Here is a 26,481-nt window from a genome sequence, read left to right as displayed (position 1 = left end):
ATAATCCAGCGATCGAACGGGCGCCGCCGGCGCCCGTCTTCCTGACCTGGAAAGCCGGACCCGAGATGCGACCGATTCGAACCCGCGGCGCCGCTGCGCTGCTGCTGGGCGTGTGCGTCCACGCCCCGAGCCTGGCACAGCAGGCGCCGCCACAGCCACAAGAACAGCAGGCAGCGCCCGCCATGCAGCAGGTGATGCAGCAAGTGAGGGTCAGCGCCGGCGCCACCGACCTGCGGCGCCAGTCGACCACCACCGCCATCGTCATCGGACGCGAGGAACTGCTGCGCCAGGGCGACAGCAGCCTGTCCGAGGTGCTCAAGCGCCAGCCCGGCATCACCGTCGACGCCGTGCCCGGCCGGGCGCCGGCGATCCGCATGCGCGGCATGGGCAGCGGCTACGTCGTGATCCTGCTGGGCGGCGTGCCGGCGCCGTCCGGCTTCGCGCTGGAATCGATCAGCCCCGACCTGGTCGAACGGGTCGAGATCCAGCGCGTCGCCACCGCCGAGACCAGCGGCCAGGCGGTCGCCGGCGCCATCAACATCATCCTGCGCAAGGCCGGCGGCGGACGCGACGAAATCAAGGCCGGCAGCAGCGTGGTCGGCGGCTACGCGGCGCCGAGCGTCGTGGCCCAGCATAACGGCAAGGCCGGCGCCCTCGACTGGACCGTGATCGCCACCCTCAGGCGCAACGTCAACCCGGTCAGCGCGGCCGACCTCGAGGAAGGCAATGCGCCGGCGCTGCTGCGGCGTACTGCCTGGAGCGACCGCCAGCGCGAAGACATGCTGGAACTGGCGCCGCGCCTGAACTGGAAGGCAAGCCCCGCCGACACCTTCAGTTCGCAGACCTTCATCCGCGCCCGCCGCATCGACAATCTGGCGGCGCAGCAGCAGACAACCGAGATCGGCACCCCGGCCGAGTTCCAGCGCGCCACCTCGCGCTATCGCACCCAGCCGCTGAAGGCCTACCTCGACGGCGCCTGGACCCGGCGCCTGGACGGCGACGCCAGCTTGAGCACCAAGCTGATCGGGTCCTATACGCGCAGCGAAGCGGATTTCCTGTATCGCGGCATGGATGGCGGCGGCGCGCTGCTGGAGACCCACCAGGTGGCGTCCGGTCCGGTGGAGCGCCAGCTTCTGTTCAACGGCAGCTGGCGCCGTCCTTTCGGTGGCGGCCATGCGCTGGCCGCCGGCTGGGACTTCAGCCAGAAGCGCCGCAGCGAATACCGGCGCGAACACCAGTACGATGCCGCCGGGACCGGACTGCTGGCCACCGACGAAAGCTACCGGGCCACGGTGCGGCGCGCCGCCCTGTTCATCCAGGACGAGTGGGACCTCAATGCGGCATGGTCGGCCTACCTGGGCCTGCGCCGGGAAACGCTGCACACGCGTGGTGGCGGCAATGCCGCCGTGTCGGTGGACGTCGGTGCCGGCGTGTGGAGCCCGATCCTGCAGACGCTATACAAGCTGCAGCCCGATGCGCAAGGACGCAGCGACCAGTTGCGCCTGGCCGTCGGACGCAGCTACAAGGCGCCGGAGATCACCCAGCTGATGCCGCGCCGCTACACGGTCGACAACAACAACAGCGCCAACAACCCCGACCAGCAGGGCAACCCCAACCTGCGGCCGGAACTGGCACTGAACCTCGACCTGGCCTGGGAACGCTACTTCAGCAAAGACAGCATGCTCGGCATCAGCGCCTTCGACAAGCAGATCCGCGACATCACCCTCGACCGGGTGTACCAGAGCGGCGGCGTCTGGATCGTCACGCCGGTGAATGCTGGGCGCGCCCGCGTGCGCGGCCTCGAGTTCGAAGCCAAAGCCACGCGCGGCGCGGTTGCCGGCCGCGCCAACCTGGCCCGCAACTGGTCGCGCCTGGAACAGGTGCCCGGCCCCGACAACCGCATCGACGGCCAGCCGGCCTGGACCGGCAACCTCGGCCTCGACGTGGCGGCCGGCGCCAAGCTCGACCTCGGCGCCAGCGCCAGCTACCGCGGCCGCTACGCCTCGCGCGAGAGCCTTACGCTGGCCGGCAGCGGCTCGCCCAAGCGCCAGCTCGACCTGTATGCGGTATGGAAGAGCGGCCGCCATGCCCGGCTGCGGCTGTCGGCCAACGACCTGCTGCACCAGGACTACACCGAACGCAGCCTCTATACGGATGTGGACAAGGGCCACCGCGCCCGCAGCACCGTGTACCGCCCCCACACGACCTGGCGCCTGATGTGGGAACAGTCGCTGTGACGGGCAGCCGGTTCGACTAGCGCCGCAGCGCCGTGAAGCCGGCCGGCTCCCACTCGCGCAATGCCAGCAGCAGGCCGCTGCCGCGGCGCTTGGGCAGCGGCGAGGCCAGGCTTTCCTCATGCAGTTCGGCAAAACGCGTACGCAGTTGGCGCAGCTCGGCCTGCATGCGCGCGAGCGCGCCCTCGGTCAGCATGCCGTGGGTGAAAGCCAGCGATTCGTCGGCCTTGTCGAAGCGGCTGCCGAGGAAATCGTCGAGGCCCTGGGTACGGAAGAACTGGCGGATCGGGCCATCCGGCAGCCAGTCGAAATCGCGCGCCACGTTCAGGCGGATGCGGTTGCCCGGCATCAGGGCGATCAGGTGCAGGCGGTCCAGGTGCAGCAGCTTCTGCAGGCACTCGGCTTCGCTCAGCCGGTACACGGCCAGCATGTCGCGCAGGGTCCAGTGATTCAAGGCGCATACCGCGACCAGCAACAGCTTGGTATCCGACACCAGCTCTTTCTCCTGGGCCGGCGCCAGCGTGCGCAGCCGGCTTTCGCTGAGCGCCGCTTCCTGGGTCAGCTCGGCCAGGGTGAAGCCGAGCAGGTTGCCGATCTCGACCAGGCGGTCGACGCCCAGCGTTTCCGAGGTCAGCAGGCGCTTGACGCTGGCTTCGGACAAGTGCAGCGCCGCGGCGACGTCGCAGTAGGTCTTGCCCTGTAGCTTGAGCTGGCGCTTGATCGTGCTGAGCAGTTGGGAAACTTCGGACATGGTAGCGGAATCCGATACAGGCGGGCGGAATGATCGATCGACAGCGCTGATCGTATCACGACAGCGGCCAGGGCAATAGTCCGCCATGTAACTTCAGGTTGCAATCTTATCTTGAAAAACGATAAACCGGACTCATCTGCATAAGCCGAGTTACGTTGCGCACCCACGGGTGGCCCACTGGTCATGACACGACATCGCACCCTCCTTGCCTGCCTGCTGTTGCCGCTGTCGCTCGCCGGCTGTGCCGGCATGGCGAATTCCATTACGGCCGCGCGCGGCGGCGTCCGCCCCGCTACCGAAGCCGGCGCGCCCGGCGCCGACGAATGGGCGCAGCGCTGGTCCGCACAGGCGGCTCCGCAGGATCAGGAACCCGAACAGGACCGGATGCGCAAGGCCGCCGCCGCCATGGTGGACGGCATCCGGCTGTACGACAACGGCGATTTCGAGGACGCCATCGCCAGGCTGAGCGAACCCGAGATCCGCAGCGCGCCCGCTCCGATGCGGGTGGAAGCCCTGAAATACATCGCCTTCAGTCATTGCGTCACGCAAGACCTGCCCGACTGCCGCCTCGCCTTCGACACGGCGCTCGCCCTCGACCCCGACTTCGCACTGGGCCGCGGCGAAGGCGGCCATCCGATGTGGGGTCCGGTGTTCGAGCAAGCCAAGGCCGCGAGCGAACAGTTGCGCGAACGCGCGGCGCTGGCCCAAGCGCGCGAGCGCTTGCGCACCCAGGACTTGTGGCGGCCCTGGTAAGACCAGGGGCCGCACAAAAAAAAGCCGGCGCTTCACGGTGGAAGCGCCGGCCTGGATGGGGGTGAAGCGGTGGCTTAGAAGCCGTACTTCAGGCCCACGTTCAGGGCATCGGCCTTCGAGCCAGTGGCCTTGTCCTTGCCGTAGCGCTCGTATTCGCCGACCACCGAGACGTTCTGGTTCACGGCGTACTGCACGCCGATACCGCCGTACACGCCGGTGTCACGGTCGTTGATGCGGCCCAGGCCGCCCAGGTCGTTCTTGCGCTCGCTGTACGATGCGCCCAGCTTACCGTAGGCCGACACGCGCTCGTTGACCGGCACGGTGTACTTGGCGGCGAGGTAGGAATCCGAACCCTTCACCGATGCACGGACCGGGGTCGCGTTGCGGGTGGTGTTGTAGTCTTCGCTGCCGTGGTGGGTGTAACCAGCTTCGACGCCCCAGTTCTGGGTGATGTCATAGCCGGCGAAGACCTTCGGGCTGGCTTTCCACTCGTCGGCGGCCTGGTTCTTGGCGCCGGAGACGGCGACGCCGACGTAAGGACGCGGCGAGTAGGTGTTGGCATCCATCAGGGTGGTTTGTGCCTGGGCTGCGCCTGCGGCGGCGACGGTTGCAGCGACTGCGATGATCAGCTTTTTCATGTGGTGTTCCTCTTCGTATAGTGACTTGGCAGGCAACGTCTATCTGCGTTGCATGAATAGACCTTAACATTGCGACTTTATTCACTCGTAGGCTCAATCCGTAAGGAACTGTAACGAGAAGGGGCATTGCTGACTGTCCGGTCACATATTATTTGTCTAACCCATGGTGGATAACGCCACGTTGCGGGACGTAGCCGGATGTTCTATTGATTGTTGGGATACACAATTTGTTACATCATTACGTAACGTAGTGACACTGTTTTGCCACAAACGGTGATTTTGTTGTTTTTATGTCAGTTTAAGGCTGCCTCAAGTTATTTCATATAGGTGTCGGCTGCAAACGCTCCATCCATGCGGGGCACTACCAAAAAAACGCCCGGTTGATGCCGGGCGTTTCTCGCTCAATGCTTCTCTCAGGGCGCTGGTACCCAGCCCGCGCCGTTGTTCCAGGCGGCGAAGATCTTGCCGCGCGCACTCACCCCGCTCAGGTCCGCCGCAGTGCTGGCATAGCCGCTGCGTCCTGTCACATCAAGCGGCTTGCCGTTCAGGTCCATGCTGCCGCTCTCGCGCCATCCGGCGGCGGCGCTCGGCGTCGACGGGTCCGGCAGTGGCGAGTTGGCCGGCTGGGTGAACCAGCCGGCGCTGGCGATGTGCGGGCCGATCCTGTTGCCGACGAAGGCGATGTTGTCGCAGCCGAGGTTCGGATTGCCGAAGCTGCCGCCCGTATACAGCGTATTGCAGTAGCCGTTGGCGACCGTCAGCCCACCCGAGCGGCCGAGGTAGGCGCTGCCGGCGGGCACGTTCGAGTCCGCGCTCAGGGTGCTGTTCAGCACCACGAAGCCCGGATAACCGTAGGCGTCGCGCGCCTGGAACAGGTAGCCGCCCGAGTAAGGACCGAGCGCGGCCCCGGTCGGATCGTAGACGGTGTGCAGTTCGCTCTCTTCGAACAGCGCCGCGAATGGCGAACCCCAGATGAAATCAACGTCGCCGGCGATGTACGACTGGTAGTACCAGGCCCAACCCTTGGTCTGGACCGTGTCCTGGGCGCTGAGGAAATTCATATAGGTCGCGACGAAGCGGCTGCCGTTCAGCGTGGCGCTGTTGAAATAGATCGTCTCGGCCTGGTTGTTGAAAATGGTCTGCTTGACGTGGGTGTTCTTCAGCGTGAAGTTGCTGAGCTTGAGCAGGTCGGCGTTTTCCACCAGCAGCACCGCGCGGCCGCCGCCGAGCGCACGGCGGGTGGCGCCCTGCACGGTGGACAGCGTGGTCTGGGCCGAGGTCTTGCTGCCGCCGGTGCTGGGGTTATAGGACTCGAAATTCTCGTGGTGGACGACCACGCCGGCGCGGCTTTCGCCGGCGATCGTCAGGTTGTTCACGTTGCGGATGAACAGCAGCTCGTCGTAGTCGCCATTCTTGATCGTGATCGTCTTGGCATCCGCCGCATTCGCGCAGCTGACGCAGCCGTTGGCCATGATCCAGTCCAGCGCGCCCTGCACGCTGCGGAAGTCGGCGCTGCCGTTGTCGTCGACGGTGACCGCCGTCTTCGAAGCCGGCGCGCTCTTGGTGTGGAAGGTCCAGGCCTTGGCGCCGGTGATCGCGGTCAGCGGCGCGCCGTTCGAGCGGCCCGCCAGCGTGCCCGGGTCCATCGTCACGTAGTAATCGGTGCCGTAGGCCAGCACGCCATCGTGCAGCTTGATCGTGGCGGTGTTGCCGGCGATCGTCACCGGCTGGTAGTACACGTAGCGCCATTGGGTCAGGTTGGCGACGTTCTTGCCGATCTGGTCGATCTCGGTGTTCGCATATGGCAGCACCTGCTGGTTTTCGCCGCCGGCGCTCACGATCGTGCTGCCGACATCGATGGTGTCGACCAGGGTGTTGTCGGCCGCCTTATAGACCTTGAAGGTGCCGCTGGTGGCGAGCACGGGTGGTGCGTCGAAAGTGAGTTGCAGGCGGGTGTCGACGTAGGCAGCTTGCTCACCCTGGGCCGGCAGGTAGGTGGCGACCGGGTTGGTGACCGGTGCAGTTGCGCCAGTGCCGGGCTGATTCGTCGATGGATTGTCGCTGCCGCCGCAGGCGGCGAGCAGGATGGCGGATGCGGACAGGCTGGCTGTCGCAAGGAGTTTACGCATGTGTCTACCTCGGTTCTCTTTTCTTGTTCAAAAGCCGATCCGAATCGCGACATAACGCTTTGGGAATGATATATCAGATCGGCATTTCTAATATATCAGAACTGGACGGGTAATTTCTAAAGAAAAAGTTTGTGCAGAATTCGCTGAGTCCCGGTCATTCATTTCTGGTGCCATACATACTGTTGTGATACCTATACTATCTATATTGCATAGTAACAAATTTTGTATATATTTTGCAACTTTTGTAATAGCATAGGGATATTTAACAGACGCGGATGGTTCATAATGAGACGAATTGAATGGATCGATGCCGCCAAAGGCTTGGGCATTTCCTTGTCGTGCTCGGGCACGCATTCCCATCTGCGGCGGGCGCTGCAACGGCGATCTGGGCATTTCACATGCCTCTCTTCTTTTTCCTGTCCGGTCTTACGGCAACGCCATGGTCTGCCGGAGCAGGGCCAAAATTCGTGCGCGGCCTGAAAGGCCTTCTTGTTCCCTATCTTTTTTTCAGCCTTGTTTCGATTGCCCTTTTCATGGCTACCGGGAGCAACCTACCGGAAAAAGGTTCATGGACCGGCCAGCTGCAGCAGAAGGTGTACGGCGTCGCCGGTCCGGATGGACAAATGCGCTACAACGTTCCACTCTGGTTTTTTACCTGTCTTGTGCTGGTTCGGCTGGCTTTCGCTGCGCTTACCTCGAGAGTGCAATCCAAAGGCGCACAACTTGCCTGCGTCTTGTCTGGCGCCTTGATCGCACATGGTTATGTGTTTCCGCACTTTACGTCGATGGTGTGGAACCTTGACGTGGCGTTGGTCGCGCTGGTCTTCTTCACGACCGGCTACTACGTTCAGGGCCTCAACATCAAACCGGGCGCCTGGCCCAGGACACTGCAATGGAGTGCGGGCCTGATGGTGGCCGTGGTTTTCGTCGCCGCAGTCGCCACGAATGGTCGGGTCGACATGAACGGCAGAAGCTTCGGGAATCCGTGGTGGTTTTATGTGGGTGCTTTCGCAGGCATCGCCTTGACGGCCGGTATAGCCAACCGGCTTGGTCACATCAAGTTCATCAAATTGCTGGGTCAAGCATCGATCGTCATCTTTCCGGTCCATGCGTTGTTCTGGCTGCTTCCCAGCCGGGCATTTTCGATGGTGACGTGGTACGCGTCGAAAATCAGCGATACCGATCTCTTCGTTTCCACGGTCGTCGCCTGTATCGAGATCGCCGCATGCCTGCCTGTGTATTTCGCCATCGTACGATGGGTGCCGTTCTTCATCGGACAGCCTGCCAGGCACGTACCAATCTTGCAGACGCAACCCGCACAACTTCCAGTTTCCTAGCGGCGTGGAAGAAAAAAAGCCCCATCGAATGGGGCTTTTTTATTGTTCTTGGCGGAAGCGGTGTCAGCAGTAGTTTGTCTATGAAAACGGAGACATGTTTTTGTGGCTACCCACCGGGGTGCCCACTGGGCTATTTAGGCTAATTTTTACGGCCCGCGATAGTATGGATGCGGGATCGACCTGTCCGCAGGCGCCCGCTATCGACCTATTTCGTTGAAAAATTCTTGAGCAACACAGCCGCCGAGCAGCACTGATGAGGTAACTTTACAGGAACTAAGGCTCGATGGGGCATCGTTTAGCTCGTTCGGTCGGGCGCCAGATTCAAATTCGTAGCTCCTTGGTCAGTCTTTTGGCCATTAGCCGAAGATTTTGCGCCACGGCGGCCAATAGAAACTCGTTGCGTACATCGCTCGGCCCGCGCAGGCGTAATCGGCCAACCTTCAAGATGCGTTTTAGATGGGCAAGTAGAATTTCGACTTTCTTCGGTTCCCGGCGAGATTGACAATAAGCCTCGGTCTTGCCAACGGCGCGTGCCATGTCGCGTGCAGGTTCTTTGGGTGCGATCGATTTTACGGATTGACGTATTGGGGCAGCTCAATGGTTTAAGCTGACAAACCTGATAGTCGTACAGGCTGGCGCGGTAGCGAAATGGGTTCTTCTTCTGCCTACGGTCCGACGTCTCGACCTGATAAGGCTTCGTGTACATCGCCTTCGTCATCGACGTCTAAGAAATCCGCGCCGTAGCAACTATATAGGGAGCCCAATGAGCAGGGTGAATGAACTCTGCTTTGCAGTCGCCGCTAGGTGTCAGCAGTGCTAACTGCGCCTCTCTTGCCGCCAAAGCAGTAGTACCGGCAGAAGGCGAGTTCCCAACGTCGGCGTAAAAGCGGCGGAAGAATGCTGGTGCGGATGCGTCGAACGTCTCCCACAGCGTGGAGAGGACGGTCCGAACCCCGGACCGCAGCAAAACCGAGCTAAAGCCCTCGACGTCAATGTCCTGGCGGGCCGTGCCGCAGGCGGAGAGCACGAACAGGCCGGTATCGCAACCCGATTCCTCAAGCAATGTCCTGAGCGTACGGATGCTTAATTCCTTGTCCAAGAAGGCGAGACTTGAGGACGCATCGCTCGAAGGGTCGAAGCTGGCATGCGTTGCCAAATGAACCAAGCCGCGTCCGCCACGAGGCCTGACGATCTCGCGAAGGAAGCCCTCAACCGTGCACTGCTGGTCGATATAACAGTCGAGTTCCATCGCTGGCCGCATGCTCAATTGCCTAGAGATAATTTCCGCCTCCCGGGCAGCCCCTGGTAGCTCCTCGCCAAGCAGATTGGTGCAAGCGAAAATGGCGGCATGCTCGGCGTTGCCCACACTCGTCGCTGCATCCCCATATAGCGCAACCCTGTTCAGGTAGGCAAGCGAGAAGCGCTGGACCAAGTATCCGTGGCCGTCGTGAAGAGCGGCGAACGGAATGCTGGCAAGGAGCCGGTCACTCTCGATGTACAGGTGCGCGATTTCCTTACCGATGGCGTCTTCGATAGGATCAAACAGGATGTGGTACAGCTTCTGCCCAAGTGCATGTACGGATGGAAGGTCCGATGAAGACGAGCGGCATTGTTGCCTAAATTCGAAGATCAGCAATCCCAGCGCGCGTATATCGATGGGCACCACGAGTTGTTTCTTCTCGTAATAGGTCGACAAGGAGATCGACAGTGCCGATCCGGAGGCAATGAAGCGGAGGATCGCGTCGGTCTTTCCGAGATTCTTCGCCGGATCGATGCCGTCCCTTGCAGGGGGCTGTGCCTCGGAAAAGCGCCTGCTGTCGATCATCCCCTGTATGGTTCCATTCAGCCCCGAAAATATGTCAGCGAGTCGATTGACTATGGCATCTCTGCGATCGAGGCACTTTACGTCAAGGACGGCTGCGCCAAGCCCCGATTGTCGGATTGCGTCCAGTTCGAAGGGTGTGAGCGCGACATGCTGGGCGACGACCGCCTCGGCACCGGAGCGCCGGGTGAACTCGTTGTACTCGTTCTCCTTTAACAGGTCATACGCCAGTTCGCCCTCGTTATACCGCCCGACTTCACTAAGTTCGTTAATCAAGGTTCTATGCGCCAGGGTCCGTGTGCCAATGTATGCTGAAGCAAGGTCCCTAGCTTCCTCCGATGCAAGGTCCTCAATTGCCTCCGATGGGGCCGCGTAATGATGGATCCCGCGGACTGCTGCCTTTGCTAACAGGATAGCGGTATTGGTATCACCTATGTCCGCCAAGACTTCGCTGTACTTTAGCCTCGTATCTTCATCCGGGCTGAAGAAGTGGACGAGGTTTTCGACATTGAGTTGATAATGCGTCGCGCCTGCCAGCAAAGCAGCGGCAAAGCGCCAATGCATGTCGTGCATACGGCCGCAAGCTGCTTCAACCCGCCCGGCGACGGCCCAGACGCGCGCTTCGATCCATCGGTCACGGCGGAGCTGCTGAAGCAATCCAATAGCATGATCGAGGTGCCGCTTGGCATTCGAATACAGGTCCGTTCGTTCGTCATGCCCAGCCGTCCTGGCGAGATTGGAGTACGAATAGCCGATACCGGCATGAGCCTGGGCTACCTGATACTGGACGTCCGGGCTCGTTCGGATCTCGCCGCAGTCGACCAACTTGATCAGTTCCTCGAAATACTGGCGCGCCCACAGATTCCACTCCGCTGCCAGATCTACATTTCCCAAGACGGCATTGCCCGCATTCACGAAGGTCATCGCCAGCGATTCGTCGTCGAGGCCTAGTGGTGGTGCCTCCCGCATGATGCGAAGTACCGTCATGCTTGATAATGCAGCGAGGCCGGGATACCGACTTCGATCGAGTCCATGCATCAGCATATCGATGTCGATAAGATCGTCGGTAGCCGGGCGTCGTTTCGCGATGTGTTTCAATGCTTCCACCGAAACTGCGAAGAGCCGCGGGGGGGAGGTCATGGCGACCATCGCAGTTCGGCAAATCGCCAATGTCCAGGCAATATCCACCTGGAGCGACGACAAACCATAAACTGTTTGGGCGCGCGGTTCGGCCTCGGCATTCAGGAGAAAAACTGTCGCGATCTTGGTTTGCAGGGCGCACACCACAGCTAGCAAGCGCAATGCAAAATCGGCTGTGATGGGCCGGACTGCGCCAGTACGTGCCATCGTCTGAACATGTCGCAACAGCGCTTCAGCGCGCTTAGGGTGCTCCAGGAGGTCGAATGCCACTGCGAGCTGTGAAAAAAGATCGGCTTTGTTCGCTACCGCGCGGCCATAGCAACTTAGCAGTAATCTGACCAGTATTTCCTTGAACAGGTAGGGGTGCCCACAGTTGAGCGAATAGATGGCTGCAGCATAAGCGGGATGTTCATGCACTTCTTCGGCTTCGCCGTGGATTGCCGCGACCATCCGGGCGCAAAAGCGGCATCGCTGCCGATATGCATGATTGGGCGGGCCTGCCTTCACCTCACTCATCAGTACGTCGACGACCAATTTTGCTGCAAACAGCGGATCGTCCTTGCCTCCCATCCATGACGTGAGAAACAAACTCGCCTCGGTATTCGTCCTCATCGAGCCAGAGCAATACGCAGAATATGCCCCCGCCAGCGCCGCCTCTAGCTCCTGCCGCCACTCTGGGACTTTGAGCAACCGCTTGGAAAAGCGGCGATGCAGCGTACGAAGGACTCTGGTAAAAAGTGACATAGTGGCCTAATCGACTTGATTCGGAAACGGAGTGGCCAGGCCAAGGGCATCGCGTGCATGGTCTAATGCGCCTGCTAGGGAATGATGCTGACCTTCTTCACCTTGATGACGCCCTGCCGTTCGTTATAGCGTTCGGCGAAGTCAAAGAAAATCCCGAAGTCAGCGTAGTCTGTGCTGATGCCGCTCATAAAGTACGTGTTCTGCCGAGCTTGGAGGGCATAGTATCCAAACATGTATAGGGCGAAATCCTCCGACATGTAGCCTGCCCGCACGAGAAGTACCATCTCTTCGAAGAACGTGATCAGCTTCCGTTTTTTGTTGCCCATGGAAGGGTTTGCCAGAATACTTTGCTCGCCCTCCGGGGCATCGATGAGGTTTAATATCTCGAATAGTTCCTCGTCGTCGAAGAGGCGCCTATGCTGGTCGAGGGAAAATTTCACGATATCCAAAGCGCGCTGCTTCTTTTGTGTATAGAAATAGCTAAAGATAGTGAAAATGGCGACTAGCGCGGCAATACTGTAGCCAGTGCTCTGGATCCACTCAGGCCGAGTCATGCATTCTGACGCAATACAGTATAAATCCGGGGTAACAGTTGGCATAAGGTATCAAACGATAAACATCGGTAAAAAGCGCTGCGTTGAACTGAGCCATACTAGCTGGACAATTCCATGGACAACGGGAGCCTAAATCCTGCAGTATTAAACACAAGACTTTCTTAATAATATCGTAAATTTACAGCAGGCAGGTTCCGATCCCAACGACTTTGTTCCGATTCGGAGGAGGATCGCCCTCCAGTGCCGCGCTGGAACCGGCGATCGCGAGTAGACGAGCTTCAGCGCTTGCTTGCACTCAAGATTTCACAGGAGACGGTGAACTGTCTTACCTCCACGATGCGCGAGAGGCCTTCTGTAACTGGTGTGGAGATGGCTACTACAGATTTCGTTTGAAGCTCATCGCGCTGTACCCAGTATCGAATTGGAGTGCAGCCATCTTCTTCTGCCGTGTGTTACGCATCATGCAATCATCAGCTAATCCACTGCCTAAAGGCGATCGAAAGCGACCACTGAACTCTCCCGTGCACTGGATGCTTTCTCAGAAAGTAGATGCAGGTTGGAAATTGGCGCATGTATAATCTGCTCATTAACTTCGCAGAAACGAGGCTCATGATCTGGAATGAGCCGAGCGGTTCCCAATGTCGAACCTAGGCTCATCTTGCGACATCACAACAAAATCGGAAGGCCAAGAGATGGAACAAGAATTTCTGCTGAGGTTCCTTGAGATTGGAGCGATAGACCTCAAAGGCGATGACATCAAACTCGGCAAGCTTCGGTCCACTGCAAAAGACTTGGCAGCTGCCCTCCGAAAAGCGCCCTCCAAGACGGCTAGCTTTACGATGGTAGCGGTCGATCCTCACGTTGCAGCTACCGACCCTACCGTAGAGGAGGCAATGACCGCCCTCCGAAAACAATGGGAAACGGTGGCAAACGCCTTCAGCGGGCGGCCTGTCGCCATCTTGCGGGCAATTCTACTTGACGCCACCGTGCAGGCGGCTCGTGCGGACGATGCGATTGCCGTCGCCTTTGTCAATACGGCACGCAATGCCCTAGCCTATGCCGAAACGTCCGATGAGGCTGAGGTTTGGCGCGAAGCGGTCAGCGAAGTTGAGACGAAGGTCGATGTGCGCGCCGAGGCAGAGTGGGCTACGCCGGAGATGGTAACGGTCGATCCGCTGCGTTATACACCACCATCCCCAGTGTCTGCGCACTATGATGCACCGACTGTCGATCGGAAGGAGCTGCAGGCGAAAATCTATTCCGCCGCCGGGCCTTGGGGACCAAACAACCCGAATCAGCATCAGCCTCAAAGCAATCCCCAGCAGTGGTCGAACGTCTTTGCAGATAAGATGAGCGTCATCATTGCAGAGGCGTTGGATGGGATGGCGGAGGAGATTGCTCCAGTTCCAGTTGACCTCTCGGGTCCGTTGTCTGCGCTGGCGAAGGCCGTCTCCGCTCACGTTGATAACACATTAGCTAGCTTCAGCGGCGCGACGGCAGGTCTGCAGCGTCGCACAAACCTGCTGTGGTGGAAGGAAGCGATGTATTCTCCAAGCGCTCATGCAAGCTACCTTGATCTCCCGCCGTTTGAGGCATCCGCTTTGATGGCGCTCGACTTACATGAACAGGTGCCAACGTATTCACCAGCGAGCGTGCCGACCTTCCTGCGGGAAGCCATTCGCTGTCTTCCAGTTAAAGAAGGTGACGAAGGCAATGTCGAGCGTGACGTCGCCAGTCTTGTGCGCGACGCAAGGACGACCACTTTCATGCAGCCTTTCCGCACATTGGCTGCTCAGTACGCGCCTGCACCTGCTGGTCGAGGCCCGCTGTTGTCGTTGATTGGACACCCTCAAGACTTAGGCTCAGGCAAAGAGACAACCCTGCGTGCGCTTAGTGGCTTGGACGCTTCCACCAAGATGACCCCGTCCGAGTGGGGGACTCACCTGTTCCGTGAACTCCAGGCCGCACGCTCCACCAACGAAAGCTCAACCAAACGGTCCAGGAAGAAGTGAAACACTCATGGACCGATGCCCCCAACCCAACTGTTTTGCTGACGACGACACCACGTGCACACTGGGCCATATCAGACTCGATCTATGTCCAGAATGGAAGCGCGTTAGCGGAAACGCGCTAGCCACTTTATCTGACGCCGGTCATATACTGCTCCCATGGAGCGGCTTGGCGATGGGAGAGTCTGACCTAAACTTCGTAACCGGCAGGGCTAAACCCATCACTGTCGGTATCATCGGCGCGGAAAGCGCTGGGAAGACGACTATCCTCGGTGCGTTCTACCTGCTGATGGGTCGGGGGACACTGACTACTGACGCCAATTTTTTCAGCAACTCATACACGCTGGCAGGTTGGGAGGCAGTGGCAAACTCTTTGCGCTGGAAGCCGGCGCAGTCCCCAAGGTTTCCGTCCCACACACCTAGTGGAGCGGCCCGAGCACCTGGCATGCTTCACCTTGCCTTTCGCCGAAAGGATGGGGCGCTGCGCGACATTCTTTTTGCCGATGCACCCGGAGAGTGGTTTCAGAAGTGGGCGATCAACGAACAAGCACCCGACGCGGAGGGGGCCCGTTGGATTGCCCGGCACGCCGACGTTACGCTGCTGATTGCTGACCGTCAGGCACTTTCCGGCCCCAAGATGGGGACCGCTCGAAACGAGTTTCAGCTACTTGCTCAGCGTGCAGTGGCTGAGACCCGTGGACGGCGCCTGGCTCTCGTGTGGACGAAGGGGGACGTAGACGTGGCGCCAGCCATGGAAGCTCAGATTAGAAAAGCGGTGGCGTCGGTCTCATCAACCGTCCCTGAGTTCACAGTTAGTGTGTACCCGCGTGGGGACTGCGATGCCGCAGAAGGCTTTCGCGAGCTATTTGGCTGGATTCTTTCCACCAAGCGCGCCGGGGTCGATCTGCCCACATTAGGGGCGTCTAGTCACGACCCGCTTTTTCGATTCGGTAGGAGATAGTCGGTGGCTGCTCAACACACCATTTTGTTGGTCGGTGAGTCGAACGTCGGGAAAACGCATTATGGAGCCCAGTTTTTGAAGCGGCTCATGGTCAAATCGTGTGCACTTAAGATGTCTGGCGCTGCAACAAACTTAGAGGCGTTTACTACAGCCCTGAGCTGCCTGACTGAAGGAAAGTCGACCGATCACACACCGGCGAATACCTACGTCGAGAGCGTCTGGCCCATTACGGACGAAGCTGGGCGCTATGCCGATCTGGTCTGGCCTGACTACGGCGGCGAACAAGTCCGCAACCTTGTTACGCAGCGACGAATTCCAGCCGCTTGGCGTGAGCGCGTGCTTGAAGCCACGGACTGGGTCTTGCTCATAAGACTACATTCGCTTCGGTCCGAGGACGATTTGTTTTCGCGCCCGCTACAGTCATTTGCTGCAGCAGAGCCTGCGGGGGAGAGAATCGTACATGAGCCCTCAGATCAAGCAAGGGCAGTTGAGCTCCTTCAAATGCTGCTCTATCTGGCGCAGTTTCATTTGGACAGCCCGCTTCGCAAGCCTCGCTTGACCATCTTGCTGAGCTGCTGGGATGAGCTTGAAACGACAGAGCTGCCGGCTGACCTCCTTGCATCTCGATTGCCGATGCTTTGGTCATTCGTGCGCAGCAACTGGGTCTCACCCACCGTCATGGGTCTGTCGGCGCTCGAACGCGCACTCAGCAAGACGGATGCGGATCAGGAGTACGCAATCCGCGGCCCCGAAGAGTTTGGCTACATCGTGCTACCCGATGGCTTGAAAAGCAATGACATCACCCTGCCAATTCAACGCGTGATGGCAAATGGGACCTAAGAGAGTGCGAGTCGAGCAGGCCGTCTATGGCGAGGTATCAGGCCGCGGTCATGGACTCATTGTATCGAGTTCAAATGCGCCTGTAGCCGTTGCCATCGCATCAAAGCTCGATCTGCCCGATGCAGTGCCACCAGGTGTCCAAGCTTGGTCCCCGTTCGTTCGCGGTTTTCCTATCGACGACACTTACATTCTCGCTCGCACATTCCTAGATCCGAGGGCGTCGCGTGGCGGTATGGTGCTGACTCACGCACTACTCGTTAGCTTAGACGAAATATGCGAGGCTAAAAGCCTGGAAGCGTTGTTTGGGTTGCTGGCGCCTTCGGTCACAGACTGCCCGAGTTCGGTAGCGATGCTTGAGCTTGAGCTGGACACAGCTAGTAGCACCAACGCGCCTGCCGCTGACTTGATTGGAACTGCTAACGGGTTGGTAGCCCAAGGACTAGCTCCAGTTGTACGACTAGGCGTCGAGCAATTCGAGCATCTCGTCGATTCATTGTGGAAGAACCTCTGGCCGGCCGTAAGACGAAATTTCGCATTCAGGTTGAGCTTTGGTCCGAATGACGTTGTAGAGCAACCGACGCCAGCGCTGGTATGCACTCCTGAGCAGCTCCAAGCTCGCTGGACGAAGCACCGAATCGTCGACCGAGACAACCAGATGCCGGAATCTGAAGCGGCAAGGATTCTTTCCGGTCAGCGCGACGTACAGCCGATTCTCGCTCTTGCCGAGGGCCTTGGCCTCGAGGTCAATACGCTTAGGGAACTGAGCAAGCTCGAACGGCTGCACACACTCATCTTTGACGGCGAAAGCTTCGATGACCTGCTGGCTGCCATTCGCTTGGCAGAAAGCGTCTCGAATCAGCCACAGCTCGCAGTCGGCATTAAAGAAAAGCTCATGGGGCGGTTCATAGCATTGATCCCAGGCGCAGGCTGCAAGCAGCTACTGTTGATGAGGAATTTGACGCTTTCCGGTTTTGCCTACACGCGCTCGCTTTGGTCGGCCGTTGAGCTCACCATCAGCAACCTTGGATTTGTACCAACAGACGATAGCGACTTGATTGCGATGATCACGGCTTCGATTGATGAGGATATCGCATTGCCGCCGTGGCGCGCTGCAGTGATAGCCGGCTTATCAGCCGCAGCTCGTCGAGACAAACCCGCCATATTTGAGGCTATTTGGAGGTGGGCCGAGCGAAGTCATGCCGCGTTTTCTGTAGTCGTAGGCATCCTACCGCCTGACGCTGCAGTTGAACGATGGCTGGCGAAGGAGGTGCCCAAAAATCTTCACGTCACCACCCCGGCCGCTCTGCTATCGCCACTGTTGAAGAAGCGTTGGCTGACTGCTTATGGGGCCGTACTGGCTTCAACTCTGCCTCCGCTCGATGCCACTGCTCAGCAACTCAAGGTAGACAAGGATTCAGACTACAGCGCCGGCTTGCGGTCGGCCCTTCGGTACGCTAGCCCTGACCAGATCTTGGAATGCACACTTGCGCATAAAGACTTGCGCTTGGTTAGCTTGTGTGCAGACCTAGCAGTTGCCCACCGTGAGATTCTGTTAAACATTCGTGGCGACGATATTACAGAGCAAAAGGTTTGGGGCGCTGCTATTCGCAAGAATTCTTCGCTGTGGCGCGCACCAGATAACATCATCGGTGTGCGCGACACCGTTTTAGCTCAACTCACTGAAGGACGGCCTGTTGATACCGGGCTGCTGGAGGCGCTATCACAGACACCTTTGGCTGACCTAACTGCCGCCCCGGATCGGGCGCGGCTTTGGCCACTTCTGCCCGCTCTACAGCTTGACCACTACCTGCAGGCAACCGCAATCGGTTGGCTAGACGTCGCTGCGAAGGGCGTGGTAATGGCTCCCCCTGAAACTGCACTTGAACTCGCAATCCTATCGAGTTCGAGCTTGCAGACGAGACTTGAAAAGTCATCCGTGAGTGTTAGTGCACGTCTAGCAATTGTTAGCGCCCTCCCGTCATTTCGCGAAGAGGTGCTCATCACATGGTTGAACAACCTTTTGAGGAACGTCCAGATTCTTTGTCGATCGGATTCTGAGCAACTGGGAGTGCTTGTAGCGTCCCGCCGTTGGGAGCGAGCCGCCAAATATCTTTCGGACCGGCTCGCCGGCCAGCGCTCAGATCTCATGCCAGGGCTACGGCTGTGCGCGGACCTACTCAGCTTGTATACGCGTTGGACGTTAGGAATTTCGAAGCCAAGCGCTGCAGAGAAGTGGAACGCATTCGAGAAAGAGGCTCAGGAACTTTATCCAAGCGGTCCAGATAGCGACGAGCTCTGGTCACGTGCCGGAGGTAGAAATTCCGATCTGCCGGGAACGTCTCAAAATGGGGCGACACGTTGGCATACCGTATTGAATTCAATCCGTTGTGGCGCCCGTCCGACTGCGCGTCAGCTCCTTACTATGATGTGCGAGGATTTTCCTTTAAACGAAAAATTACACCTGTATGCCAGCGACCCGGACATCGTTGGCTGGCGTTGACGCTCCCACATACTCATCGTTGAAACATGAATCCAACTAGATACCCGCAAGGCCGCGCCCTCCTTATCGGTGTCGCGAACTATCAGCAAATATCCAGCTTGCCTGCTGCGATCCTGAACGACGTGAACGATGTCGCCGCGACGCTCTCATCGCCGAATTACTGTGCCTATGCCCCGGCTAACGTCGTCACTCTCTTGGACGCAAACGCTACTCGGGCTGCTGTTTTGAAGGGTCTTGATGAACTGGCTGCTCGGGCGATCCCTGATGACACTGTCTGCGTTTTCTTCTCCGGCCACGGTGCTATCGTGGGCAGCCCAGGTAATGAGGATAGCGTCTTGGTGACGGTGGATAGCGACCTCACTGACATTGAAAACACAACCATTAGCTCGGATGAGTTAGCTGTGGCACTTGCAAAGATCAAGGCGAAGCGGTTGTTGGTCTTCATCGATGCCTGTCATGCCGGAGGCGCTGCAATCTCGAAGAGCTTAACCGATGGCAAAGACCATGAATTCAAGTCTGGCTATACCCGAAACGCATTTGCGAAGCTGGCTGCCGGGAGCGGACGCGCTCTGATGGCGTCGTGTCGCGCTGACGAAGAATCAGCCGTATTTATTGGCGCGAGGAACAGCGTTTTCACAACCGTACTGCTGGCAGGTCTGCGCGGAGCTGCCGACAAGAACGTCAGCGGCTTCATTAAGGTCTTTGACTTGTTTAACTATATCGCCGAGGAGGTGCCTAAGCTCGTGCCAGATGACCAACACCCAATTTTTAAGGCAGACGACCTTGAGGTGAACTTCGCTGTCGCGCTGAGCCAAGGTGGGAAAAAATCGCCGTACTGCTCCGAGGCTAAGCCCGCAACGCAACAGGAAGATCCTTGGTCAGTGTTAGAAGGGATACTGGCCGAGCTATACCCGTTCGGGCCGCGGGATCAGGAAATGTGGAGCCGCGCCGGTGGTGATCTGTCCCGTCTCCAGTTCCATTCCAGTGGGCACGCTGCATGGCATGCAGCGCTTCGCACGCTGAAACAGGGCGGTGGAGGCAGAAATATTAACTTTAGCAGCCTACTTAGGACAGCGAAGGAAGACTTTTCAAACCATCCGCAGTTGGCCACGCTTTAGGCGCTTTAGGCGCAGTCGTTTGAGGACAATCGCCTGAAGCAAAAGGGTCTGGCGGCAGCCAAAGCTGAAGATCAAATGTACAGCTCTAGTTCGTGCATGGCATACAGTAGACGGCCGACGTTAATGGCCCCAGATTCGCCGTCGACTTTCGGCAGTTGCCGAATTTATAGAATAATGTCAAACGTTTGAGATCAGCCTTAGGCTGATGCTCGGTCGAACTCTTCAAAGACTGCTCCTAGCCCGACAGCGGCCCTTCCTTGAGTGTCAGTGTACGGGCGTGTTGCTCCAACAGCAAGTAGTAAGATTTGTCAGGCGCGTAAGGCCGCTTGCCCGCAGTCCCAAAGGGACGAGGACCATTGTGAATCTCGCAGAGATTAACAATGCGAGACGCTAGTCTATCCTGCCTCAAAAACCAGAACGAATAAACCGTCTTCAACGCGTTCGAGTCTTCTGCTATGAAGCGTGCATAGGTGCTGGCGCAATGTCTCAGCAGCCACGTGATCTCAAACTGGTTTGGCATTGTGGGTACCCCGCGACCTATGTCCGTTAGGAGCCTTGTAGGTATGAGAACGTTTCGGTACCTGAACTACCGCCTAACGTGCCCACGATGTTTCATTCACCTTCGTCTTGGAGGCATCCATGGATCAACAAGCTCTTAATGTGGCTGTCGAACGCCGTGCATCGAGTAATCGTCCAGGCGTGCAATTTATCAGGTTAAAGGAAGTGCTTGCCATCTGCGGCAGATCGCGCAGCAGCATCTACGAGGCGATTAAGAAAGGAAATTTCCCGAAACCCGTGAAGCTGCAGGGCAGGTCGTCGGCCTGGATCAGATGTGAAGTCGAACAGTGGGCAGTCCAGTGCATCCGTGCCAGTCGGCCTGATTCGTAGCGCAGCACGTGAAGAAAAAAGTTCGTCATGACGAACTCCGCGATTTCGTCATGATGAAATTTAGACGCCGCCAACATAGCTGGCACCGGCATCAATCCGCCCCAACTTGTGACAATACTCAGGGCAGCGGAGACGCTGGCCCTCGCACCAGGTCATAGCTGGTGCTGCGCCCTCCAGCACCAGACCGCTGCAGGATGCCAAGTTCGACCAACTCGTTGATATCGCGTAGCGCGGTATCGGTAGATGATTTCGCGATTGCCGCCCACTTGCTGCTGGTGAGCTTGCCCTCGAAGCCATCGAGCAGGCGATTGATGATCTTGACTTGCCGCTCGTTGAGCGCCAGGCCCGAAACCCGCTGCCAGAAGTGGGCCTTCTCTAACACGGCATCGAGCGCATGGTGGGCGAGGTCCACAGCTTCGCCGAGCATCTGGAGGAACCACAGCAGCCATTCGCTCACTTCCATGTCGGCCTTTTGGGTGCGCTCGAGGATGTCGTAATACGCCTTACGCTCACGCTGGATCTGCGCCGACAGGCTGTAGAAGCGCTGCGGACTGCCATCGGCGCGTGCCAACAACAGATCGCCGATGGCCCGCGCGATACGGCCATTCCCATCATCGAATGGGTGCAGGGTCACGAACCAGAGATGCCCCAGCCCGGCGCGAATCAGTGCCGGCTCGGCCTGGACCGGTGCGTTGACCCATGCAAGGAAGCCCTCCATTTCGCCAGTCAGGCGCTGCGCCGGCGGGGCCTCGTAGTGGACGCGCTGCCGTCCCATGGGCCCGGACACAACTTGCATCGGACCGTGCGCATCGTCGCGCCATGTGCCGGTGCTGATCTTGCTCAGGCCAGAGTAGCCGGTCGGGAACAGCGCCGCATGCCAGCCGAATAGGCGTTCCTGTGTCAACGGCGATGCGCTGTTGATGGTAGCGTCGAGCACCATCTCGACCACGCCCTCAACGTGACGGTCCACCGGCGCCAGCGAACCGATGTCAACGCCCAGGCGCCGTGCGATGGATGAACGGACCGAGGCGACATTCAGATGCTCGCCCTCGATTTCGCTCGTCTTGATCACGTCGTCGGTCAATGCGGCCAGACTGGCCTGGTCGCGCAGGCCCAGCCCGATGTCGGCAAGCCTGCCGAGCAGCAGGCCCTGACGCTGACTGACCTGCGCAAGCGGCGACGCCAGCGCCGCCAGGTCATAGCGCCAATTCGGCCAGTCCGGAGCCTGCCAGATATATGTGTAATCGCCGCAATTCATGCGGTGATTGTATGGACTAAACGCCGCATTGCCAATGCCTGAACAGAGCAGGCTCCCTACTCCATCCCGCCACAATAGTCAGCCCATGCCTGCATCAGCACCACCCGCTTATCGAGCAGGTCGCCGCGCCGATACGCCGCCTCGACCTTGTCCGGCAAGCCATGCGCAAGCGCATGTTCGCAGACCTCGCGCGAAAACGAATTCTTGCCGTACTCCGAGCACCAGTCACGGAAGGTCGAACGGAAGCCGTGGACCGTGATGTCCGTCCTTCCCATGCGCCGCAAAACGCTCGTGAGGCTCATATCGGATAAAAGCGTCTCCTTGTCCCGGCCGGGAAAGACAAAGCCGCCACGCTGCTCTATCGCAGCTAGAATGGCCACGGCGCCGGTAGACAGAGGAACCCGATGCTCCTTCCCAGCCTTCATCCGCTCGGCGGGGATCGTCCACAGCTTTGCGTCCAGGTCGATCTCGGACCAGCGCGCCCCGCGGACCTCGCCCGATCGGCACGCCGTCAGAATGGCGAACTCGATCGCCCGCGCCGACACGCCCTCCCTCTTGCGCAGTTCCGTCATGAACCCACCGATTTCACGCCAGGGCAGCGCCGGATGATTCTTCACCGGTGCGATCTTGTTCGGGTTGGCGAGCAGGTTCTCCAAGTGCCCACGCCAGCGCGCCGGATTTTCGTCGCGACGAAATTTGTGTGTAGTGGCCCAGTCGAGGATGGACTCGATGCGTCCGCGCAGACGCGTGGCGGTTTCGGTCTTCGTAGTCCAGATCGGCCTCAGCACCTTGACGACGAGGGCCGTGTCCACATCGGCCACCGGCAGCGCGCCGATGATGGGGCTGACGTATGCCGCAATCGTGGTCTCCCACTGCGCCGCATGCTTGGCGCTCTTCCAGCTGCCGCGGTGCGCCGCGATGTAAGCTGAGGCGCATTCATCGAAGGTGACGCGCTTGGCCTGCTGGTGCACATACTCCGCCCTGGCCTTGTCACGCTCCTCGATCGGATCGCGCTTTTCCAGCAGCACGAGGCGGTATTGCTTCGCCTTTTCGCGCGCCAGCGCCAGGTCGACGGTGTGGCAGGAACCGAGCCCCATCTCGCGGCGCCGGCCGCAAAAGTCGTAGCGGAAGATCCAGCTTTTGGCGCCGCTCTTCGACACCTGCAGCCATAGCCCGGCGCCGTCGCCGTACATGCCGGGCCGGGTCACGCTGCGGACCTTGATCGCGGAAAGCTTGTTGATCGTGTAGCTCATCGGTGTCTACCCACCTTTCGGTGCGGTCTCCGCCAAGATTTTCACTCTTGAAACGACCCATATTCCTACCCACCCCTCGTGCGTGGATGTGGGTAGATTCTAGTGGACGTCACTGGACACCGATTTTGACTTTTCTCCTATGAGAAGACGAAAAAAAGCCCCAACTTGTGGGGCTCTTGTTCAGTATGCTTGGCGGAAGCGGTGAGATTCGAACTCACGAACGGGTTCCCCCGTCGGCAGTTTTCAAGACTGCTGCCTTCAACCACTCGGCCACGCTTCCTTGGGGAACCGGCATTATACATAAACAAGCGCCCCCAAGGCCAGCCGCGCTGCTGAGCAAAAAACCTACCCTGTCGTAAGCAACCAGTTCTCGCGCAAGCCGGTCTCGAATTCATAGGCCGGCAGCGGCTTCGCATACAGGTAGCCCTGCACCTCGTCGCATCCCGCTTCGCTCAGGAATGCAAGCTGCTCCAGGGTCTCCACCCCTTCCGCAATCACCCGGTGCCCCAGCCTGCGCCCCATGCTGATGATGGTGCTGGCGATCGCGCAGTCGTTGCTATCCGCCGGTAGGCCGTTGGTGAACGAGCGATCGATCTTGAGGGTGTCGATCGGGAAGCGCTTCAGATAGCTGAGCGACGAGTAGCCGGTGCCGAAGTCGTCCAGCGACAGCGCCACGCCGAGGGCGTTGATGCGGTCCATGATGGCGATCACGTCGTCGATGTCGTGCATCAGCGTGCTTTCGGTGATCTCGAGTTCGAGCCAGGACGGATCCAGCCGGTAGCGCGCCAGCGTGTCGGCCACGCGGCCCGGCAGGGACGCCGTGAATTCGCGCGCCGAGACATTGACGGCCAGGCGGAACGGCGGCAGGCCGGCGCCCTGCCAGACCGCGGCCTGGGCGCAGGCGCGTTCCAGCACCCATTCGCCGAGCTGCACGATCAGGCCGGTACTTTCGGCCAGCGGGATGAAGTCGCCGGGCGGCACCATGCCGCGCTGGGGGTGGCGCCAGCGCACCAGCGCTTCGGCGCCGACCAGGCGGCTGCTGCCGATCTCGAATTTCGGCTGGTAGTGCAGCACCAGTTCGCCGTGGCCGAGGGCGTGGCGCAGGCCGGATTCGATCTGCATGCGCTGCTGCATGCCTTCGTTCATGTCCATGCGGTAGAACGCGATGCTGTGGTCGGGGTTTTCGGCCTTTTCCTTGGCCCGCTGCATGGCGATGTCGGCCATGCGCAGCAGGGTTTCGGCATCCTGGCCGTCCTGCGGGTAGACCGCGATGCCGACGCTGGCGCCGACGCGCAGTTCGTGCTCGCCGACCGTCAGCGGCGCCGCCAGGCAGGCCTGCAGCTTTTGCGCGACCGTGGTGGCTTCGAAGTGCTGGCGGATGTCGAACAGGCCGACCGCGAATTCGTCGCCGGACAGGTGCGCCACCACGTCTTCGTCGCGCAGCACGCCGCGGAAACGCTCGGCCACCCGGCGCAGCAGTTCGTCGCCGACGCGGCGGCCGAGGGTGCCGTTGATCAGCTTGAAGCGGTTCAGGTCGATGTACAGCACGCAGGCGATGGCGTCGTTGCGCTGGGTGACGGCGAGTGCCTGCTCGACTAGGCGGCCGAACAGGGTGCGGTTGGGCAGGCCGGTGAGTTCCTGGTAGTAGGCCAGGTGGTGCAGGCGTTCTTCGGCCTGCTTGCGCTCGGTGATGTCGGTCAGGTAGGCGATCAGGCCGATCGGGTGGTCTTCGAGGTCTCGCAGCGGCGACAGCGACAGGCTGGCCCAGAAGACCTCACCGGACTTCTTTCGGCGCCGTACCTCCATCATGCGGCCGCCCTGCTCGGCGAAGGCATCCGGGATGTCCTCCGGTGGATGATGCGGGTCTTCATCGGCGTACAGGAACAGAATGTGGCGGCCGACCGCTTCCAGCGCGCTGTAGCCGAACAGCTGCTCGGCGCCGCGGTTCCAGCTGGTGATGTAGCCCATGAGGTCGGTAGTCAGCACCGATTCGTGGATCTGGTCGAGGATCTGCGACTGGTGCGCGAGCTGGGCTTCGACCTGGGCGTAGGCATGGGTCGTGCGCTGCGCCAGCGCGTGCACCTGCAGCAGCGTGGCGGTGAGGCCGGCCAGGCTGTCGAGCTGGCGCCGGTCGTCCGCGTCGTAGCTGCGGCCTGTCACCCGGTAGCGGCCGAAGCGCTCGGCGCCGGCGACCACGTCTTGCCCGAGTGTGCCCGCTTCCGGAGCGGACGCCTGGCCTGGCCCTGTGTCGAAGCTACCCTCGGGGCTGGCGAGCAGCGCCGCGGCGATGCGCCCCAGCGCCGCATGCAGGGGCGCGCCGCGCAGCTTGAGCACGGCGTCGCAGACGGCGGCGCTGCTGGCGGCCAGGTCGAGCGGTGCCGGTTCGGTGAGGTGCAGCTCAGACATTGCGCACCACCTGGATCGCCCAGTGATGGGCATGGAGCTGGGCCTGCCACCAGCCAGCAGCATCGACGCCGGCCGCGGCCAGCAGCGCCGGCTCCGGGTGGCCGGCGGCCGCCAGCCGCAGGCGCTGCCCGAGCCGGCCTTCGCCCCGCAGCAGTGCGGCTTCGACCTCGCCAGGCAGCGGCAGGTCGGCCACGACCGCGGCCATCGGCATCCGGAGAAGGCGGTCCAGCAGCGAAAACACGCCGGCCATGAAGGCCTGGTCCTGGGCTTCGCGCTCGCCGCCGTCCTGCTTGCACAGCGCCTCGAGCAGCGCGCCGCGCAGGGCCGCCAGCGGCAGCAGCAGGCTGGGCGGACCGTCGGCGCCGGTGCGGGCGTACAGCAGCAGTTGCAGCCAGCGCTGCAGCTGGCGCCGGCCGAGGCGTGCGATGGCCTGGCCGAAGCTGGTGATCTCGGTACCGCACGAGAACGCGGCCGAGTTCACCAGTTTCAGCAGGTGGTAGGAAAGTGCCGGGTCCCGCTTCAGCTGACGCTCCAGCTCGCGCGAATCGGCATCGCGCGCCAGCAGGGCCAGCAGGGTGAGGAGGCGCTTGCGCGAACCACCGTCTTCGCTGCCGGCGGGTGGCGGGTCGAGCGGATAGTCGCCCTGGAACCAGCCGAAGCCGGCGTTCTCGCACGCCTGCAAGCATGCCCGGCTGTCCACGTTCCTGGCCAGGTGCGGGCCGAACAGGGCGGACAGGGACGACGGCGGCGGCACGCCGGCCGCACAATCGCGCGCGACCGTACGCAAGGCCGCCGCCGAGCCGGGACCGGGCTCGCCGTCGACCAGGATCCGGTAGCCGGCCTCCTGCAGGACGGTCAGCCGGCGCGCCGCGCCCTCCTGCGCCAGCGCGGCGGCGCCTACTGCCAGCAGCACGCGGCCGGTCGGCAGCAGGTCGAGGATGGATGGTGCCAGCGCGCCGGCGTCATCCAGCAGCAGGATGCAGTCGAGCGGGGCCACCGCGGCCAGCAAATCCGGTGTGCCGAACAGCGACTGCAGGGTGGCCGCATCGATGGCCTGGCCAGCGCTGCCGCCGAGCAGCAGCGCGACCCACTCGTTCTGGGCGTTGGCGACCGGGCGTACTTCTACCAACGGGGCTTGGGTTGGAA

At 60.4% G+C, this 26,481-nt stretch carries 18 protein-coding genes, 1 tRNA gene and 1 pseudogene; 9 read left to right on the top strand and 11 right to left on the bottom strand.

All coding sequences use genetic code 11. From position 1 onward, the window contains the following. The first annotated feature begins 65 nt into the window (after nucleotides 1–65). Nucleotides 66–2,237: a TonB-dependent receptor plug domain-containing protein gene (locus U1H99_RS26875; RefSeq protein ID WP_323144706.1), complete on the top strand. Its 2,172-nt coding sequence runs from the start codon at nucleotides 66–68 to the stop codon at nucleotides 2,235–2,237. 16 nt (nucleotides 2,238–2,253) lie between these two features. On the opposite strand, the gene U1H99_RS26870 is transcribed toward U1H99_RS26875, so the two are convergent. After that, a complete protein-coding gene (locus tag U1H99_RS26870; RefSeq protein ID WP_323144705.1) occupies nucleotides 2,254–2,985 on the bottom strand; it encodes a transcriptional regulator in 732 nt (243 codons plus the stop codon). A gap of 183 nt (nucleotides 2,986–3,168) precedes the next feature. On the opposite strand from U1H99_RS26870, the gene U1H99_RS26865 reads away from it, so the two are divergent. Next, on the top strand, nucleotides 3,169–3,738 hold the full coding sequence (locus U1H99_RS26865; protein WP_323144704.1) for a TssQ family T6SS-associated lipoprotein: 570 nt from the start codon (nucleotides 3,169–3,171) through the stop codon (nucleotides 3,736–3,738). Nucleotides 3,739–3,812: 74 nt separating this feature from the next. Here the strand turns inward: U1H99_RS26865 and U1H99_RS26860 are convergent, their stop codons facing one another. Both U1H99_RS26860 and U1H99_RS26855 read right to left on the bottom strand, forming a co-directional pair. Beyond that, on the bottom strand, nucleotides 3,813–4,376 hold the full coding sequence (locus U1H99_RS26860) for a porin family protein (protein WP_323144703.1): 564 nt from the start codon (nucleotides 4,374–4,376) through the stop codon (nucleotides 3,813–3,815). Between the two features lie 413 nt (nucleotides 4,377–4,789). Continuing rightward, complete coding sequence (locus U1H99_RS26855) at nucleotides 4,790–6,505, bottom strand: pectinesterase (protein WP_323144702.1); 1,716 nt, start codon at nucleotides 6,503–6,505, stop codon at nucleotides 4,790–4,792. A gap of 299 nt (nucleotides 6,506–6,804) precedes the next feature. Between U1H99_RS26855 and U1H99_RS26850 the strand changes: the two genes are divergently transcribed. Then, the gene (locus U1H99_RS26850; protein ID WP_323144701.1) at nucleotides 6,805–7,842 is read left to right on the top strand and encodes an acyltransferase family protein; all 1,038 of its coding nucleotides are present in this window, start codon (nucleotides 6,805–6,807) and stop codon (nucleotides 7,840–7,842) included. Nucleotides 7,843–8,163: 321 nt separating this feature from the next. Here the strand turns inward: U1H99_RS26850 and U1H99_RS26845 are convergent. From U1H99_RS26845 to U1H99_RS26835, 3 genes and pseudogenes are all read right to left on the bottom strand, one after another. Next, nucleotides 8,164–8,497: pseudogene (locus U1H99_RS26845) on the bottom strand (transposase); the annotation flags it as partial. A 69-nt stretch (nucleotides 8,498–8,566) separates the two neighbouring features. Next, on the bottom strand, nucleotides 8,567–11,548 hold the full coding sequence (locus tag U1H99_RS26840) for a CHAT domain-containing protein (RefSeq protein ID WP_323144700.1): 2,982 nt from the start codon (nucleotides 11,546–11,548) through the stop codon (nucleotides 8,567–8,569). 74 nt (nucleotides 11,549–11,622) lie between these two features. Then, on the bottom strand, nucleotides 11,623–12,147 hold the full coding sequence (locus U1H99_RS26835; RefSeq protein ID WP_323144699.1) for a hypothetical protein: 525 nt from the start codon (nucleotides 12,145–12,147) through the stop codon (nucleotides 11,623–11,625). Between the two features lie 593 nt (nucleotides 12,148–12,740). On the opposite strand from U1H99_RS26835, the gene U1H99_RS26830 reads away from it, so the two are divergent. From U1H99_RS26830 to U1H99_RS26805, 6 genes are all read left to right on the top strand, one after another. Then, on the top strand, nucleotides 12,741–14,114 hold the full coding sequence (locus U1H99_RS26830; protein ID WP_323144698.1) for a GTPase-associated system all-helical protein GASH: 1,374 nt from the start codon (nucleotides 12,741–12,743) through the stop codon (nucleotides 14,112–14,114). A gap of 7 nt (nucleotides 14,115–14,121) precedes the next feature. After that, a complete protein-coding gene (locus U1H99_RS26825; RefSeq protein ID WP_323144697.1) occupies nucleotides 14,122–15,072 on the top strand; it encodes a TRAFAC clade GTPase domain-containing protein in 951 nt (316 codons plus the stop codon). 3 nt (nucleotides 15,073–15,075) lie between these two features. Beyond that, a complete protein-coding gene (locus U1H99_RS26820; protein WP_323144696.1) occupies nucleotides 15,076–15,912 on the top strand; it encodes a TRAFAC clade GTPase domain-containing protein in 837 nt (278 codons plus the stop codon). Beyond that, nucleotides 15,902–18,412: a GAP1-N1 domain-containing protein gene (locus U1H99_RS26815; RefSeq protein ID WP_323144695.1), complete on the top strand. Its 2,511-nt coding sequence runs from the start codon at nucleotides 15,902–15,904 to the stop codon at nucleotides 18,410–18,412. The genes U1H99_RS26820 and U1H99_RS26815 overlap by 11 nt, the downstream gene beginning before the upstream one ends. Before the next feature lie 26 nt (nucleotides 18,413–18,438). Next, nucleotides 18,439–19,530, top strand: coding sequence for a caspase family protein (locus tag U1H99_RS26810; protein ID WP_323144694.1), 1,092 nt, complete (start codon nucleotides 18,439–18,441; stop codon nucleotides 19,528–19,530). A 639-nt stretch (nucleotides 19,531–20,169) separates the two neighbouring features. Beyond that, nucleotides 20,170–20,418, top strand: coding sequence for a helix-turn-helix transcriptional regulator (locus tag U1H99_RS26805; protein WP_323144693.1), 249 nt, complete (start codon nucleotides 20,170–20,172; stop codon nucleotides 20,416–20,418). 118 nt (nucleotides 20,419–20,536) lie between these two features. Here the strand turns inward: U1H99_RS26805 and U1H99_RS26800 are convergent, their stop codons facing one another. The 5 genes from U1H99_RS26800 to U1H99_RS26780 all read right to left on the bottom strand — a co-directional run bounded on the left by U1H99_RS26800 (nucleotide 20,537) and on the right by U1H99_RS26780 (nucleotide 26,464). After that, complete coding sequence (locus tag U1H99_RS26800) at nucleotides 20,537–21,676, bottom strand: Fic family protein (RefSeq protein WP_323144692.1); 1,140 nt, start codon at nucleotides 21,674–21,676, stop codon at nucleotides 20,537–20,539. Between the two features lie 56 nt (nucleotides 21,677–21,732). Then, nucleotides 21,733–22,929 (bottom strand): tyrosine-type recombinase/integrase, encoded by a 1,197-nt coding sequence (locus U1H99_RS26795; protein ID WP_323144691.1) that lies wholly within the window; start codon nucleotides 22,927–22,929, stop codon nucleotides 21,733–21,735. A 190-nt stretch (nucleotides 22,930–23,119) separates the two neighbouring features. Beyond that, nucleotides 23,120–23,209 (bottom strand) — tRNA-Ser (locus U1H99_RS26790). Nucleotides 23,210–23,274: 65 nt separating this feature from the next. After that, nucleotides 23,275–25,335 (bottom strand): putative bifunctional diguanylate cyclase/phosphodiesterase, encoded by a 2,061-nt coding sequence (locus U1H99_RS26785; protein WP_323144690.1) that lies wholly within the window; start codon nucleotides 25,333–25,335, stop codon nucleotides 23,275–23,277. Further along, a complete protein-coding gene (locus U1H99_RS26780; protein WP_323144689.1) occupies nucleotides 25,328–26,464 on the bottom strand; it encodes an HDOD domain-containing protein in 1,137 nt (378 codons plus the stop codon). Before U1H99_RS26780 ends, U1H99_RS26785 begins: the two co-directional genes overlap by 8 nt. Nucleotides 26,465–26,481: the final 17 nt, after the last annotated feature.

The sequence above is a fragment of the Massilia phyllosphaerae genome (assembly GCF_034659755.1).
Classification (GTDB): domain Bacteria; phylum Pseudomonadota; class Gammaproteobacteria; order Burkholderiales; family Burkholderiaceae_D; genus Telluria; species Telluria phyllosphaerae.
Note: the sequence above shows the minus strand (reverse complement) of the source record. Positions and strands in the feature narration are given on the sequence as shown.

Coding starts and splice junctions, on each gene's coding strand:
- U1H99_RS26860 (WP_323144703.1), bottom strand. CDS start 4,376: ATGAAAAAGCTGATCATCGCAGTCGCTGCAACCGTCGCCGCCGCAGGC.
- U1H99_RS26840 (WP_323144700.1), bottom strand. CDS start 11,548: ATGTCACTTTTTACCAGAGTCCTTCGTACGCTGCATCGCCGCTTTTCC.
- U1H99_RS26855 (WP_323144702.1), bottom strand. CDS start 6,505: ATGCGTAAACTCCTTGCGACAGCCAGCCTGTCCGCATCCGCCATCCTG.
- U1H99_RS26870 (WP_323144705.1), bottom strand. CDS start 2,985: ATGTCCGAAGTTTCCCAACTGCTCAGCACGATCAAGCGCCAGCTCAAG.
- U1H99_RS26825 (WP_323144697.1), top strand. CDS start 14,122: ATGGACCGATGCCCCCAACCCAACTGTTTTGCTGACGACGACACCACG.
- U1H99_RS26850 (WP_323144701.1), top strand. CDS start 6,805: ATGGATCGATGCCGCCAAAGGCTTGGGCATTTCCTTGTCGTGCTCGGG.
- U1H99_RS26795 (WP_323144691.1), bottom strand. CDS start 22,929: ATGAGCTACACGATCAACAAGCTTTCCGCGATCAAGGTCCGCAGCGTG.
- U1H99_RS26810 (WP_323144694.1), top strand. CDS start 18,439: ATGAATCCAACTAGATACCCGCAAGGCCGCGCCCTCCTTATCGGTGTC.
- U1H99_RS26865 (WP_323144704.1), top strand. CDS start 3,169: ATGACACGACATCGCACCCTCCTTGCCTGCCTGCTGTTGCCGCTGTCG.
- U1H99_RS26875 (WP_323144706.1), top strand. CDS start 66: ATGCGACCGATTCGAACCCGCGGCGCCGCTGCGCTGCTGCTGGGCGTG.
- U1H99_RS26785 (WP_323144690.1), bottom strand. CDS start 25,335: ATGTCTGAGCTGCACCTCACCGAACCGGCACCGCTCGACCTGGCCGCC.
- U1H99_RS26815 (WP_323144695.1), top strand. CDS start 15,902: ATGGGACCTAAGAGAGTGCGAGTCGAGCAGGCCGTCTATGGCGAGGTA.
- U1H99_RS26800 (WP_323144692.1), bottom strand. CDS start 21,676: ATGAATTGCGGCGATTACACATATATCTGGCAGGCTCCGGACTGGCCG.
- U1H99_RS26830 (WP_323144698.1), top strand. CDS start 12,741: ATGTCGAACCTAGGCTCATCTTGCGACATCACAACAAAATCGGAAGGC.
- U1H99_RS26805 (WP_323144693.1), top strand. CDS start 20,170: ATGGATCAACAAGCTCTTAATGTGGCTGTCGAACGCCGTGCATCGAGT.
- U1H99_RS26835 (WP_323144699.1), bottom strand. CDS start 12,147: ATGCCAACTGTTACCCCGGATTTATACTGTATTGCGTCAGAATGCATG.